The 13,074-nt window shown below is 73.5% G+C and carries 12 protein-coding genes and 1 tRNA gene; 7 read left to right on the top strand and 6 right to left on the bottom strand.

Annotated elements, in window-relative coordinates:
- Positions 1-63: 63 nt before the first annotated feature.
- Both BJZ21_RS19585 and BJZ21_RS19580 read right to left on the bottom strand, forming a co-directional pair.
- Positions 64-1,887, bottom strand: a complete 1,824-nt coding sequence (locus BJZ21_RS19585) for a phosphoenolpyruvate carboxykinase (GTP) (RefSeq protein ID WP_179665289.1) — start codon at positions 1,885-1,887, stop codon at positions 64-66.
- Positions 1,888-2,131: 244 nt separating this feature from the next.
- Complete coding sequence (locus BJZ21_RS19580) at positions 2,132-2,704, bottom strand: hypothetical protein (protein WP_179665288.1); 573 nt, start codon at positions 2,702-2,704, stop codon at positions 2,132-2,134.
- Positions 2,705-2,809: 105 nt separating this feature from the next.
- On the opposite strand from BJZ21_RS19580, the gene BJZ21_RS19575 reads away from it, so the two are divergent.
- Positions 2,810-2,882 (top strand) — tRNA-Arg (locus BJZ21_RS19575).
- A 79-nt stretch (positions 2,883-2,961) separates the two neighbouring features.
- Here the strand turns inward: BJZ21_RS19575 and BJZ21_RS21890 are convergent.
- Positions 2,962-3,762: a siderophore-interacting protein gene (locus BJZ21_RS21890; protein ID WP_343052238.1), complete on the bottom strand. Its 801-nt coding sequence runs from the start codon at positions 3,760-3,762 to the stop codon at positions 2,962-2,964.
- Between the two features lie 49 nt (positions 3,763-3,811).
- Positions 3,812-4,648 carry a DUF1206 domain-containing protein gene (locus tag BJZ21_RS19565; protein WP_179665287.1) on the bottom strand — a complete coding sequence of 279 codons (837 nt, stop codon included), beginning with the start codon at positions 4,646-4,648 and terminating at the stop codon, positions 3,812-3,814.
- Between the two features lie 170 nt (positions 4,649-4,818).
- Here BJZ21_RS19565 and BJZ21_RS19560 point away from each other — a divergent pair, with 170 nt between their 5' ends.
- The gene (locus BJZ21_RS19560) at positions 4,819-5,700 is read left to right on the top strand and encodes an aldo/keto reductase (RefSeq protein ID WP_179665286.1); all 882 of its coding nucleotides are present in this window, start codon (positions 4,819-4,821) and stop codon (positions 5,698-5,700) included.
- Positions 5,701-5,754: 54 nt separating this feature from the next.
- On the top strand, positions 5,755-6,153 hold the full coding sequence (locus BJZ21_RS19555; RefSeq protein ID WP_179665285.1) for a hypothetical protein: 399 nt from the start codon (positions 5,755-5,757) through the stop codon (positions 6,151-6,153).
- 23 nt (positions 6,154-6,176) lie between these two features.
- Here the strand turns inward: BJZ21_RS19555 and BJZ21_RS19550 are convergent, their stop codons facing one another.
- Positions 6,177-8,303 (bottom strand): PP2C family protein-serine/threonine phosphatase, encoded by a 2,127-nt coding sequence (locus BJZ21_RS19550; RefSeq protein ID WP_179665284.1) that lies wholly within the window; start codon positions 8,301-8,303, stop codon positions 6,177-6,179.
- A gap of 141 nt (positions 8,304-8,444) precedes the next feature.
- Here BJZ21_RS19550 and BJZ21_RS21255 point away from each other — a divergent pair, with 141 nt between their 5' ends.
- Complete coding sequence (locus BJZ21_RS21255) at positions 8,445-8,759, top strand: chorismate mutase (RefSeq protein WP_179665283.1); 315 nt, start codon at positions 8,445-8,447, stop codon at positions 8,757-8,759.
- A gap of 39 nt (positions 8,760-8,798) precedes the next feature.
- Here BJZ21_RS21255 and BJZ21_RS19540 read toward each other — a convergent pair whose 3' ends face one another.
- Entirely contained in the window at positions 8,799-9,260 is a 462-nt protein-coding gene (locus BJZ21_RS19540) for an Lrp/AsnC ligand binding domain-containing protein (protein ID WP_179665282.1), read from the bottom strand.
- A gap of 131 nt (positions 9,261-9,391) precedes the next feature.
- Here BJZ21_RS19540 and pdhA point away from each other — a divergent pair, with 131 nt between their 5' ends.
- From pdhA to BJZ21_RS19525, 3 genes are read left to right on the top strand one after another with little or no spacing between them, the layout of a single operon-like run.
- On the top strand, positions 9,392-10,486 hold the full coding sequence (gene pdhA, locus BJZ21_RS19535) for a pyruvate dehydrogenase (acetyl-transferring) E1 component subunit alpha (protein WP_179665281.1): 1,095 nt from the start codon (positions 9,392-9,394) through the stop codon (positions 10,484-10,486).
- Positions 10,483-11,469: an alpha-ketoacid dehydrogenase subunit beta gene (locus BJZ21_RS19530; RefSeq protein WP_179665280.1), complete on the top strand. Its 987-nt coding sequence runs from the start codon at positions 10,483-10,485 to the stop codon at positions 11,467-11,469. Before pdhA ends, BJZ21_RS19530 begins: the two co-directional genes overlap by 4 nt.
- Positions 11,469-12,917 carry a dihydrolipoamide acetyltransferase family protein gene (locus BJZ21_RS19525; RefSeq protein ID WP_179665279.1) on the top strand — a complete coding sequence of 483 codons (1,449 nt, stop codon included), beginning with the start codon at positions 11,469-11,471 and terminating at the stop codon, positions 12,915-12,917. Before BJZ21_RS19530 ends, BJZ21_RS19525 begins: the two co-directional genes overlap by 1 nt.
- The last annotated feature ends 157 nt before the right edge of the window (positions 12,918-13,074 follow it).

The raw sequence follows: 13,074 nt of genomic DNA, 5'->3' as shown, positions 1-13,074 counted from the left end.
GAGACGCCACGAGGGCCCCAACCGCGCACGGTCGGGGCCCTCGAAGGGGTGAAAGTTCGGCTGTCAGCCGCCCAGGCGGGCGCGCAGGCCGTCCAGCTCGGTCCAGAGCACGGCGGGCAGGTCGTCGCCGAACTTCTCGAACCACTCCTGGATCTGCGGGATCTCGGCCTTCCACTCCTCGACGTCGACGGCGAGAGCCGCCTCGAGCTGCTCGGCGGTCATGTCGAGGCCGTCGGTGTCCAGCGCCTCGGGCGGCGGCACGTGGCCGATCGGCGTCTCGACCGCCGCGGCCTGGCCGTCGATGCGCTCGACGACCCACTTCAGCACCCGGCTGTTCTCGCCGAACCCGGGCCACAGGAAGTCGCCCTTGTCGTCGCGGCGGAACCAGTTGACGTAGAAGATCTTCGGCAGCTTCGCCGCGTCGTTGTCCTTGCCGACGGTGATCCAGTGGTTGAAGTAGTCGCCGGCGTTGTAGCCGATGAACGGCAGCATCGCCATCGGGTCGCGGCGGACCACGCCGACCGCGCCGACCGCGGCCGCGGTGGTCTCCGAGGAGAGCGTGGCGCCCAGGAACGTGCCGTGGGTCCAGTCCCGGGCCTCGAAGACCAGCGGCACGGTCGTCTTGCGCCGGCCGCCGAAGAGGATCGCGTCGATCGGGACGCCGCGCGGGTCGTCGTACTCCGGGGCGAGGATGTCGCACTGCTTGATCGGGGTGCAGTAGCGGCTGTTGGGGTGGCTGGAGAGGAAGTCGCTCTCCGGCGTCCAGGCCTCGCCCTTCCAGGAGGTGGCCTTGGCCGGCGGGTTCTCCAGGCCCTCCCACCAGATGTCGCCGTCCTCGGTGAGCGCGACGTTGGTGAAGACCGAGTTGCCCTTGTTGATGGTCTTCATCGCGTTGGGGTTGGTGTGCTCGTTGGTGCCCGGAGCCACGCCGAAGAAGCCGTACTCGGGGTTGACCGCCCACAGGCGGCCGTCCTCGCCGACCCGCATCCAGGCGATGTCGTCACCCAGGGTCTCGACCTTCCAGCCCGGGATCGTGGGCTCGAGCATCGCCAGGTTGGTCTTGCCGCAGGCGCTCGGGAACGCCGCCGCGACGTACTTGGTGACGCCCTGCGGGCTGGTCAGCTTGAGGATCAGCATGTGCTCGGCCAGCCAGCCCTCGTCGCGGGCCATCACGCTGGCGATGCGCAGCGCGTAGCACTTCTTGCCGAGCAGGGCGTTGCCGCCGTACCCGGACCCGAAGGACCAGATCGCGCGCTCGTCGGGGAACTGCACGATGTACTTGGTGTCGTTGCACGGCCAGGCGACGTCGGCCTGGCCCGGCTCCAGCGGCATGCCGACGGAGTGCAGGGCCGGGACCCAGTGCACGTCCTGGCCGGCGGCGTCGAGCTCCTCCATCCGGCGCAGCACGTGGGTGCCCATGCGCGCCATGACCCGCATCGAGGCGGTCACGTAGGCGGAGTCGGTGATCTCGACCCCGAACATCGGCTTCTCGGCCTCGAGGTGGCCCATCACGAACGGGATGACGTACATCGTGCGACCCCGCATGCAGCCCGCGTAGAGCTTGCGCATGAGGTCCTTCATCTCGTTGGGGTCCATCCAGTTGTTGGTGGGCCCCGCGTCGCGCTTGTCGACCGAGCAGATGTAGGTCCGGTCCTCGACGCGTGCGACGTCGATGGGGTCGGAGGCGGCGTAGAAGGAGTTGGGCTTGATCGCGGGGTTGAGCCGCGTGAACGTCCCCGTCGCGACCAGAGCGTCGGTGATCTCGGTCCACTCCTCGTCGGAGCCCGTGCACCAGTGGATGCGGTCGGGCTGGGTCATCGCTGCGACTTCGTTGACGAAGTCCAGGATGCCCTGGTGGGTGGTCGGTGCCTGCGTCTCGGCGGTCATGCTTGATGGTCCCTCTCGCGCATTCGCGGGGCGCCTCCGTTGCGGGATGGCGCCGCCGGCCGTCGAGCGTATCGACGGTGTGTCGTGGAGTCGTGGTGGATCGCTCGGCGTCGTTGTCGGCGACTTGGGTCCGGGGACGAGTGTCTCCAGCCCCGGGATGGGCCGAGAGTACCCCCGCGTTCCGGCGCCACCTATTGGATCGTTCAACGATGGGCTTCGCCCGATCCGGCGGGCCTGGGACCGGTCAGTCCGGCGCGAAACCCTCCACCAGGGACCACGCCGTGGGCTTGTCGAGGCCGGTGAGTACGGCGGCCCCGCCCTCGATGGTGCTCGGGGGGATCGCCGCCAGGACGCCCCGGTCCGCGTCGAGCACCAGCACCACGCCACCCGTCGCCGTGGCCTGCTTCGCCGCCCGCCGCAGGGCCGTCCGGTCGGCCTCGGCGAACCGGACGGCGGTCGTCCAGGACGTGTGCTGGTCCGCCAGGTGCGTGCGCACGTCGGTCACCGTGACCGGGCGGGGGGAGCCGAGCGGCGCCCAGCTCCGGCTCCGGTCCACCGAGCAAACCCGGCGGGCCTCGGCCGGGTCGCACCGCTCGGCGGTGAGCACCGCCAGGCCGACGCCGAGCCGCACCGGGAACGGTCCGTTCGCCCGGGGCGCCGGCGCCCTGACCGGGATCGAGGACGGCGGGGACGAGGCGGGCGGCGTGCTCGAGCCGTGCGAGTCCTTGGTGCACGCCCCCAGCCCCGGCAGCAGGGCCGTCAACGCGAGCGCGGCTCCGAGGTGCCGAGCGGCCGGCGTGCTCGCGACGAAGCCCATGCCGCGATGATCGGCTCCCGGGCCGCCGCAGTCGAGGGGAACGGGCGATTTCGGCATCCCCCGGCCCGTCCGCTATCCTCGTCCAGTCGTTCGCGAGAGCGGCGGGCGCCTGTAGCTCAACGGATAGAGCATCTGACTACGGATCAGAAGGTTTGGGGTTCGAATCCCTACAGGCGCGCAGGGTGCAGAAGCCGCAGGCCGACAGGTCTGCGGCTTCTTCCATGTCTGGCGGGCGGGCTCGACCCCGATTCGCGGGCCTAGGCGAGGTCGAGCTCGGCCTCCATGGCGCCGACGTACTCGCGCTTGACCTGCCGCCACGCCTCGTCGGTCATGGTGCGACGCCAGTAAGGCGAACAGGACATCTGGGCGCGCTCGAGGCCGCGGTCGGTGAGCAGGTGGCGGCGGATCGCCCGGATCTCGTCGGCCTCGCCGTGCACGAACGCGTGCACCCGTCCCTCCGGGAAGCGGGCGGCCCGCACGGCGGCCGGCAGCGGCGCCGGGTCCTCCGGCTGCCGGTGCACCCACGCGAGGTCGAGGTCCGCGGCCGTCTCGAGTCCGACCTCGTGCTCCGGGCCGTCGGCCACGAGCCGTACGACGGCGGTGGTTCCGGCGGCGAGCGCCTCGAGGGAGGCGGCGATGGCCGGGAGTGCCGACTCGTCACCGATCAGCAGGTGCCAGTCGGCGGTCGGGTCCGGCCGGTAGCCGCCCCCGGGCCCGGTGAACACCAGCAGGTCGCCCGGCCGGCAGGTCGCGGCCCACGTGCCCGCGACGCCCTCGCTGCCGTGCACCACGAAGTCCAGGACCAGGTGCCGCTGCTCCGTGTCCCAGTCGCGGACCGTGTAGCGGCGGCGCGCGGGGCCGAGCTCGGGGCCGTACCGCGCCCGGACCTCCTCGGGGTCGAACACCGGGCCGTACGGCGCTCCCGGCGGCGCGATCGCCACGTTGACGTAGGCGTCGGTCTCCTCGGGTCGGCGGAATTCCGTCAGCCCCGGGCCGCCGAGCACGACCCGCACCATTCCCGGGCTGATCCGCTCGGTCCTCACCACTTCACCGTGCACGCGCACCTCCTCGTGGCCCGAGGCTAGTGCGCCCCGGCCGCGGCCCCGGTCACTCCCCGGTGAGCGCGTCCCGCTCCAGGTGCCGGGCGCGGGCGAGCATGAACAGCCCGAAGCAGCCGACGCCCACGGCGATCACGACGATCGCGACCTTGCCGAGCGAACCGCCGAGCAGCCGCATCAGCGCCTGGTCGAGACCGCCGGACTTCTGCGGGTCGTGCGTCCAGGCCGCCCAACCCAGCAGCACGCCGACGACCACGAAGGCCACCCCCTTGGCGACGTAGCCGAACCGGCCGAGCACCACGACCGGGATGCGGCGACCACCGTCGCGGCGGGCGCGCTCGTCCAGCTGCTCGAGGAACCGCTTCTGCCAGCCGAAGATCGCGAGCCCGATGCCCACGCCGGCGATGGTGGCGCCCACCAGCGCGACGAGCCAGGGGCCGGCGGGCAGGGACATCAGCTTGGCGGTCGTCGAGTCGGGGCTGCTGCTGGCGCTGCGCCCGGCGATCGCCAGGCTCGAAGTGGCCCCCGCCAGGTAGCCGAACACCGCGGCCCGGCCCAGCGCCCCCAGCCGCAACAGGTGGCGGCGCAGGCCGTCGTGGTCGCGGTAGCCGATCGCGGCCGCCGCGAGCTGCCAGACCACGAGCACCGCGAACCCGACCGCGAGCGCGCCCAGCGTCACCCGGCCGGCGGTGTCCCTGGCCAGCTGGGCGAGCGCGCCCTTGCCGGTGGCCGACCCGCTGTTCGAGCCCAGGATCAGCCGGATGGCGACGAAGGCCACCAGCAGGTGGACCAGCCCGTAGCAGACCAGGCCGACCCGGACCCCCCACGACACGGTGTCGGAGTGGCGGGCCGTCCGATCGGCTTGCTTCGCTGTCGTGCCGGCCACGCTGTGCCTCCTGCTGGTGGATGAGTCTTCCTCGTCCGGTACCCCGGCGACCGGTTCCGACCACGTCCTGTGCGGAGTCTCACGCCCGCGAGACTGCGGCCGCGCGGCCACCACCCGGCCCCCGGCCGGGAGCGTTTGCGCCCCCTGGGGGAGCGGGTACTCCTCCTCCCATGCACACACGAGCACTGGGCAACGACACCGTGGGACGCACGGAGGTCGGCGCGATCGGGCTGGGACTGATGACCTTCGACCAGTCCGGCACCCAGCCGCGCGAGCGGCTGGCCGCCACGATCCGGGCCGCGCTGGACGCGGGGGTCACCCTCCTCGACACCGCGGACGCCTACGGTCCGGCCGGCGACCTGGGCGCGCGGGCGATGGGCGCCAACGAGCGGCTGGTCGCCGGCCTGCTCGACGAGCTGGGCGTGAGCGACCGGGTCCTGCTCGCCACGAAGGGCGGGCACGTGCGCACCGAGGACGCCGGATGGGACCTCGACAGCTCGCCCGATCACCTGCACGCCGCTGTCGACGCCAGCCTGCAACGACTGGGCGTCGAGCAGATCGCGCTGTGGCAGCACCACCGGCCGGACCCGAAGGTCGACTACGCCGACGTGGTGGGCACGCTCAAGGAGATCCACGACTCTGGCAAGGTGCGGATGATCGGGCTGTCGAACGCCGACCCCGACCAGATCCGCCTCGCCCACAAGGAGCTCGGGGACGCCCTGGTCAGCGTGCAGAACCAGTTCTCGCCGGCGTTCCGCAGCAGCCGCCCCGAGATCGACGTGTGCGAGGAGCTCGGCCTGGCGTTCCTCCCGTGGAGCCCGCTGGGTGGGCTCAACGACGCCAAGAGCCTGCACGAGAAGCACCCGGCCTTCGCCCGGGTGGCTGAGGCGCGCGGCGTCAGCGCCCAGCAGGTGGCGCTCGCCTGGGAGCTCGCCCAGTCCCCGGTGGTGATCCCGATCCCGGGCGCCAAGCGGCCCGAGTCGATCCGGGACTCCGCCGCCGCCGCCGACCTGGAGCTGACCGCCGAGGAGCTCGTCTCGCTGGACGCCTGAGCCGGGCCCGGCCCGGCCGCGACACGCGAGTCGCCGACCCGGCATGCTGGAGCCATGCGCTTCACCGAGCACGAGCTGACCGCCGCCCTCACCGGCGCCGCCAAGACCGTCCTGGCCGCCCAGGACAAGGACGTACGCCGGGGCAAGCGGGACGTCGACGCGGTGTGGGACGAGCTGGACCGGTATCAGCGCTACGTGATCCTCGACGGTCTCAGCGGCGAGGTGCTGCCGGTGCTCGTGGCGCTGCCCGACGTCGAGGTCGAGTCGGGCACCCGGCCCACCTTCACCGACGAGCAGGTGACCCAGACCGTCGAGGGGCTGGTGGGCGAGGACGTCGGACGGGTGAAGCGGGCGATCGTGGTCAAGGCACGGGTCGCGCTGGTGCAGGCCGCGCTCGCCCACGTGCCGCCGCGCAGCGACCCCGACGCGCTGATCGTGCCCGACCACCTCTGATCGGAGCCGGGGGCCGAGCGGGCTCAGGCCGGCAGCGGCTGCGCGCCGACGTCCCCACGCGGTGGCTCCGGCGGCGCGGCCAGCGGCCCGTCGAGGCGGACCACCATCAGCGCCACGTCGTCGTCGCGGTGGTCGGTGCCCGACCAGGCCAGCAGCCGGTCGGTGCACCCCTCGAGGTCGAGCTGGAACCTGTCGCGCAGCGACTCGGCGGTGCGCGAGAGCTCGTGCATGCCGAAGTCGAGTCCGCTGACCCGGTCCTCGACCAGCCCGTCGGTGTAGAGCACCAGCACGTCGCCGGGACGCAGCTGCAGGTCCGCCTGGACCCGGGCCGCACTCGGTGCGCCGAGCGGCGGTGAGCCCCCCGGTACGACGTACCGCGTCCGCCCCCGTCGCGGGACCAGCAGCGGGGGCACGTGGCCGGCCCGGCCGATGCTCAAGCCGCCCGAGGAGAGGTCGAGCAGGGCGTAGGTGACGGTCGCGATCTCGTCGATGTCCAGCTCGTGGGTGAGCTCGTCGAGTCCGGTGAGCACCTTCTCGGGGGCGGGATCGAGCCGTGCCAGCGTGCGCGCGGTGGTGCGCACCTGGCCCATCACCGCGGCCGCGTGCAGGCCCTTGCCCATCACGTCGCCGACGACCAGCGCGACGCGTCCGTCGGGGAGGCGCAGGCAGTCGAACCAGTCGCCGCCGACCCGCAGGCCGCTCTCCCCGGGCACGTAGCGGGCCGCGAGGCTGAGCCCCGGCGGCGGGGTGAGGCCGGTGGGCAGCAGGGAGGCCTGGAGCGTCGCGGCGGCGTGGGCCTGGGCCTGGTACGCCGAGGCGCGGCCCCAGGCCTGGCCGGCCTGGTTGACCAGGTTCGCGATCACGCGGCGCCGGGCGAGGGGCAGCGCGTGCGGGTGCTCGCCCCAGGCCACCAGCAGCGCCGGGGGCGCCTGCGGGGAGACCAGGGGGACCAGCACCAGCGCGCCCAGGGTGGAGGCCGGTCCGTGCCGGCCGGCCAGCCAGCCGGCCACCTCGTCGGCGGTCTCCAGGAAGACGCCCTCCCCGGTGGCGTAGAGCCGGGACATGGTGAGCCCGGCCTCGCGGGGCCACCGGTCCCGCTCCTCGGCGGGGGGCGTCGCGCCGACCTGGGCCAGCGCGGTGGGCTCGCGGAGGTCGTGCCACACGACCAGCTCGGACCGCGGCAGCCCGCTGAGCATGGCGGTCTGCTCGCACAGGGTGGCCGCCACCTCGTCGGGGGTGGTGGCCCGTGAGAACAGCTCGGCCGAGGCCATCAGGGCGCTCGCCGACTGCAGCGCCTGGCGCAGCTGGCCCTCGCGCCGGTCGAGCTCGGTCTCGCTGTAGCGGTCGAGATCGCGCAGCTGCAGCACCAGGGTCGTGACGACGCCGAGCGCGAGCACGGCGTAGGTCAGCACGCGCAGCGACAGGCTGCCCCACCAGACCGGGACGAAGCGTTCGCTCGCGAGCGCGTTGAGCACGAGGTCGTAGACCGAGAGCAGCAGCGCCACGCCGATCCAGCCGCGCAGCGCCGGTGTCGACCGGCCGCCCGTCGGCAGGATCCAGGCCACGGTGGCCACGGCGACCCAGGCGGCGAGCACCCACTCGGCCACGAGCAGCGTCGTGGTGTAGGTCCGATCGGGGCTCAGCAGCTCGGGCAGCGGCACCGCGCCGAGCGCCAGCAGTACGGCAAGCACCGCCGCCGAGCCGCTCAGCAGCCAACGCCGGCGGGCGGGCGCCCGGAGCGCGGCCAGCAGGACGCCGGCGCCGACGGACAGGTGGAAGAGCAGGTAGAGCGCGGCGTTGCCCTGGTCGTCGGTCCCGAACGGTCCGCCGCCCGGATCGACCAGGGGGTAGGAGATCAGCTGGAGCCCCATCGCCACGATCCCGCCGGTCAGGCCGGCCGCGAACCAGGCGAGCCATGGGTCGGGTGCTTCGCGCTGCCGCAGCTCGAGGGCCACCAGCGCGACCAACGCGAACGCCGGCGTCGCGGTGGACAGGATCACCGAGGCGGGGCGAGGTGGCGTGGCCCCGAGCAGGAGCGTAACCAGGTAGACGGTGGCGGCGAGCAGGGTGGTCGCCGCCGCGACCAGCAGGTCCAGCCGGCGGCCGGGGGCGGGTCGTCGAGGGTCGACGACGTCACGGTCGTCGGTCATGTCGACCCTCCCAGGGGCGTACGAGGAGTCAGCACCCTCCACCGTGGCGCGTCCCGCAGGTGGCCCGACAGGGTCCTCCGCCCCGGTCCGCGGGGCGGAACCGCCCCCGTCGGGCCCCGGATCCGTGCTTGGATCGGCCCCGTGAGCGATCAGCAGACGACCGACCAGGCGACGGCGGAGCTGGGGCGGCTGCGCGCCAGCATCGACAACCTGGACGCCGCCCTGGTGCACCTGCTCGCGGAGCGGTTCAAGTGCACCCAGGAGGTCGGCCGGCTCAAGGCCCGCTCCGGGATGCCGCCGGCGGACCCGGCGCGCGAGGCCTTCCAGATCGAGCGGCTGCGCACGCTGGCCCATGACTCGGGTCTCGACCCGACCTTCGCCGAGACCGTCTTGAACCTGATCATCAGCGAGGTCATCCGCAACCACGAGAAGATCAAGCAGGCCGGGGGCTCCTGAGGGTCATCGGCGTCCGGGAGCGAAGGCCAAGCTGCCCGCTCAGTCCGCGTCGAACGCGCGACCCAGCGGCTCGGGCTCCTCGAAGACCAGCAGCGTGCGGGTGTTGACCACCCCGGGCATGCCCTGGATCTCGTCGAGGACCAGCCGGCGCAGGTCGGCGTTGTCGCGGGCGCGGACCAGCAGGATCACGTCGAACTCACCGCCCACCAGGCCGATGTGCGCGATGCCGGGCAGCGCGCGCAGCGCCTCGCGGACCTGGCGCCAGTCGGCCTGCTGCACGTTGAGCGTGACGTAGGCCGAGGTGCCGAGCCCGGTGGCCGCGGGGTCGATGTCGGCACGGAAGCCCTTGATCACGCCGGAGGTCCGCAGCCGCTCGACCCGGGCGTAGGCGTTCGCGCGGGAGATGTGCAGCCGCTCGGCCAGCGTGCGCATGGACATCCGGCCGTCGCGCTGGAGCTGGTCGAGGATGCGGTGGTCGGTGGCGTCCAGGGTGCTGGCCACGTGTCTCGTCTCCGGGGGTCTGGGGGGACTGCTGCTGGACGATCGGCCACGAGAAGCGGCCGTTCGGGCTCCATCTTCTCGGATCTCCGGCCGAAGTGGCGCGCGAATGGCCGCTGGACGACCATCGAGTCATGACACGTGATCCGGATCTCCTGCTGCCGTCGGCCGAACCGGTGATGCTCATCGACCCGCAGGGGCAGCGGGTCGACGGCTCGGCGTACGAGATGTCCGACGGCGACGCGCTCGTGGAGGCGTACGCCGCGCTGGTCGCCGGCCGGCGCCTCAACGACCAGGCCTACGCGCTGGTCCGCCAGGGCCGGCTCGCGGTCTACCCCTCCTCCCACGGGCAGGAGGCCTGCCAGGTCGTGGCCGCCCAGGTGCTGGCCGAGGGCGACTGGCTGTTCCCGACCTACCGCGACACGGTCGCCGCCGTCGCCCGCGGGGTCGACCCGGTCGAGGTGCTGGTGCTGCTCAAGGGCGACTGGCACTCCGGCTACGACCCCTACGAGAAGAAGGTCGCCCCGCAGGCCACGCCGCTGGCGACCCAGCTGCTGCACGCGGTCGGCGTCGCGCACGCCGCGAGGCTGAAGGGCGAGGACACCGTCGTGCTCGCGATGTGCGGCGACGGCGCCACCAGCGAGGGCGACTTCCACGAGGCGATGAACTTCGCGGCCGTCTTCGACGCACCGGTCGTCTTCTTCGTGCAGAACAACGAGTACGCCATCTCGGTGCCGCTCGCCCGGCAGAGCGTCGCGCCGTCGCTGGCGCACAAGGGGGTCGGGTACGGCGTCCGCGCCGAGCGCGTGGACGGCAACGACGCCGCCGCGCTGCTGGCGGTCCTCGGCGAGGCGGTCAACCGGGCCCGGGCCGGTGAAGGGCCGCAGCTGGTCGAGGCGCACACCTACCGGATGCAGGCGCACACCAACGCCGACGACGCGACCCGCTACCGCGCCGACGCCGACGTGCAGGCCTGGGTCGAGCGCGACCCGATCACCCGGCTCGAGGCGCACCTGCGCGGTCGCGGGCTGCTCGACGACGCCGCGGTGGCGGCGTACGCCGAGGACGCCGAGCGGCTCGCCGCCCACACCCGCGAGGGCCTGAACCGCGACGTCGAGCCGGATCCCGACGACCTGTTCCGGCACGTCTACGCCGAGCCGACGCCGCAGCTGGCCGAGCAGGCGGCCCTCGTCCGCGACGAGCTGAGCCGAGAAGGGGACGCCCGATGACCCACGAGAAGCTGACCATGGCGCAGGCGCTCAACCGCGCGCTGCGCGGCGCGATGGCCGCGGACCCCGCCGTACTGATGTTCGGCGAGGACGTCGGCCCCCTCGGCGGGGTCTTCCGGATCACCGACGGGCTGACCGCCGAGTTCGGCGAGGACCGCTGCTTCGACACCCCGCTCGCGGAGGCCGGCATCGTCGGCTTCGCCGTCGGCCTGGCCATGAACGGCATGCGGCCGGTGGTCGAGATGCAGTTCGACGCGTTCGCCTACCCGGCGTTCGAGCAGATCGTCAGCCACGTCGCGAAGATGCGGAACCGCACCCGGGGGGCGGTGTCGGTGCCGCTCGTGATCCGGGTGCCGTACGCCGGCGGCATCGGCGGCGTGGAGCACCACTGCGACTCCTCGGAGTCCTACTACGCCCACACCCCCGGTCTGCACGTCGTCGCACCGGCGAACCCCGCCGACGCCTACGGGCTGCTGCGCGCGGCGATCGCCTCCGACGACCCGGTGGTGTTCCTGGAGCCGAAGAAGCTCTACTGGGCCAAGGAGGAGGTCGACCTGGCCGCCCCGGTGGCGCCGATCGGCCGGGCGGCCGTCGTGCGGGAGGGCACCGACGCGACGCTGATCGCCTACGGGCCGTCGGTGCCGGTCGCGCTCGAGGCCGCGGAGGCCGCCGCCGCCGAGGGACGCTCGCTGCAGGTGGTCGACCTGCGCTCGATCGTCCCGTTCGACGACGAGACCGTCTGCGCCGCGGTGCGCTCCACCGGGCGGGCGGTCGTGGTCGCCGAGGCGACCGGCTTCGCCTCGGTCTCCTCCGAGATCGTCGCCCGGGTCACCGAGCGGTGCTTCCACTCGCTGGCCGCGCCGATCCGCCGGGTCACCGGCTTCGACATCCCGTTCCCCCCGCCGAAGCTCGAGCACTTCCAGCTGCCCGGCGTCGACCGGGTCCTCGACGCCGTCGACGACCTGCAGTGGGAGTGGTCCTGATGGCTGAGCACACCTCTGGCCAGACGTTCCTGCTGCCCGACCTCGGGGAGGGGCTGACCGAGGCCGAGGTGGTCCGCTGGCTGGTCGCCGAGGGTGACGTCGTCGTCGTCGACCAGGCGCTCGTCGAGGTGGAGACCGCCAAGTCGGTCGTCGAGGTGCCCTCGCCGTACGCCGGCACGGTCGAGACCCTGCACGCCGCCGAGGGCCAGACCGTGGACGTGGGCCGGCCGCTGATCACCGTCGCCGCGGCCGGGGCGTCCGCCCCGGCCCCGGTGGCCGCCCCGTCCCCGGCCGTCGACGGCCAGGCGTCGCGCGGCGAGTCGGCGTCGGCGTCGGCCGAGGCGTACCGCGAGGAGGAGAAGGCCGGCTCGGGCAACGTGCTGATCGGCTACGGCACGGCCGCGGCCGCCGGGTCCGGTCGCCGCCGCCGTCCGCGGCACGCCGCGCCACCCGTGACCGCCGCCGGCTCGGCGTCGACCGACCAGTCCGGCCCGTCCGGCCGGTCCGACCCGTTGGGCCCGGCCGGCACGTCCCGCTTCGGCGCGACGGTGCCGCGGGTGATCTCCCCGCTGGTGCGCAAGCTCGCGCACGACCACGAGGTCGACCTGCACGCGCTCGAGGGCACCGGGCTCGGTGGCCTGGTGGTGCGCGCCGACGTGGAGTCCGCGATCCGGCGTACGACGGCGCCCGCGGCCGCCGCGGAGACCGCCCCTGCCGCGGCCGCCGCGGCGCCGCTGCCGGCCGCGCCCGCCGGGGCCGGCGAGCGGCGGATCCCGCTGAACGGTTTCCGCAAGACCGCCGCGGCCGCGCTGTCGCGGAGCCGGGCGGAGATCCCCGAGGCGACCGTGTGGGTCGACGTGGACGCCACCGCGCTGTGGGAGCTGCGCGAGAGCGCCCGGACCGCCACCGACCCCGGGCCGGGGATCCTGGCCTACCTCGCCCGGTTCGTGGTCGCGGGGCTCAAGGAGCACCCCGTCCTGAACGCGCGGCTGGACACCGAGCGCGACGAGATCGTCACCTACGACACCGTCAACCTCGGGCTGGCCGTGCAGGGCGACCGGGGACTCGTCGTGCCCGCGGTGCTCGGCGCGGACCGGATGACCACCGCCGGCCTGGACGCCGCGATCCGCGACCTCACCACACGGGCACGGGTGGGCCGGGCGACCGCCGAGGAGCTGTCGGCGGGCACCTTCACGCTGAACAACTACGGCGGGTTTAACGTCGACGGCAGCGCCGCGATCATCAACCACCCGCAGGTGGCGATCCTCGGCTTCGGCCGGATCATCGACCGGCCCTGGGTCGTCGACGGCGAGCTGTGCGTCCGCAAGATCACCCAGATGTCGTTCGTCTTCGACCACCGGGTCTGCGACGGCGGCACGGCGGCCGGCTTCATGCGCAGTGTGGCCGACGCGGTCGAGAACCCCGCGTCCGCGATCGCCCGGCTCTGAGCTGCGGCGGGCGCGGAAGAGCTTCCCTAGGTAGGTAGGCGACGTGGTCACTCCCAAGGCGAATTCGCCTTGGGAGTGGAGCTTCAGCGACATACCTAGGGAAAGCTGTCCCCCGCGGAGCTCGCCGACGACCGGCTCGGGCGCAGACCCCTGGTGC

The sequence above is a fragment of the Nocardioides panaciterrulae genome (assembly GCF_013409645.1).
In the GTDB taxonomy this organism is placed as follows: domain Bacteria; phylum Actinomycetota; class Actinomycetes; order Propionibacteriales; family Nocardioidaceae; genus Nocardioides; species Nocardioides panaciterrulae.
This window is presented reverse-complemented; position numbering and strand designations above follow the sequence as displayed.

What these genes read in the sequence shown, in the direction of transcription:
- pdhA (WP_179665281.1), top strand. Translation starts at nt 9,392, where the DNA reads ATGACACGTGATCCGGATCTCCTGCTGCCGTCGGCCGAACCGGTGATG.
- BJZ21_RS19550 (WP_179665284.1), bottom strand. Translation starts at nt 8,303, where the DNA reads ATGACCGACGACCGTGACGTCGTCGACCCTCGACGACCCGCCCCCGGC.
- BJZ21_RS19530 (WP_179665280.1), top strand. Translation starts at nt 10,483, where the DNA reads ATGACCCACGAGAAGCTGACCATGGCGCAGGCGCTCAACCGCGCGCTG.
- BJZ21_RS19585 (WP_179665289.1), bottom strand. Translation starts at nt 1,887, where the DNA reads ATGACCGCCGAGACGCAGGCACCGACCACCCACCAGGGCATCCTGGAC.
- BJZ21_RS19525 (WP_179665279.1), top strand. Translation starts at nt 11,469, where the DNA reads ATGGCTGAGCACACCTCTGGCCAGACGTTCCTGCTGCCCGACCTCGGG.
- BJZ21_RS19555 (WP_179665285.1), top strand. Translation starts at nt 5,755, where the DNA reads ATGCGCTTCACCGAGCACGAGCTGACCGCCGCCCTCACCGGCGCCGCC.
- BJZ21_RS19580 (WP_179665288.1), bottom strand. Translation starts at nt 2,704, where the DNA reads ATGGGCTTCGTCGCGAGCACGCCGGCCGCTCGGCACCTCGGAGCCGCG.
- BJZ21_RS19560 (WP_179665286.1), top strand. Translation starts at nt 4,819, where the DNA reads ATGCACACACGAGCACTGGGCAACGACACCGTGGGACGCACGGAGGTC.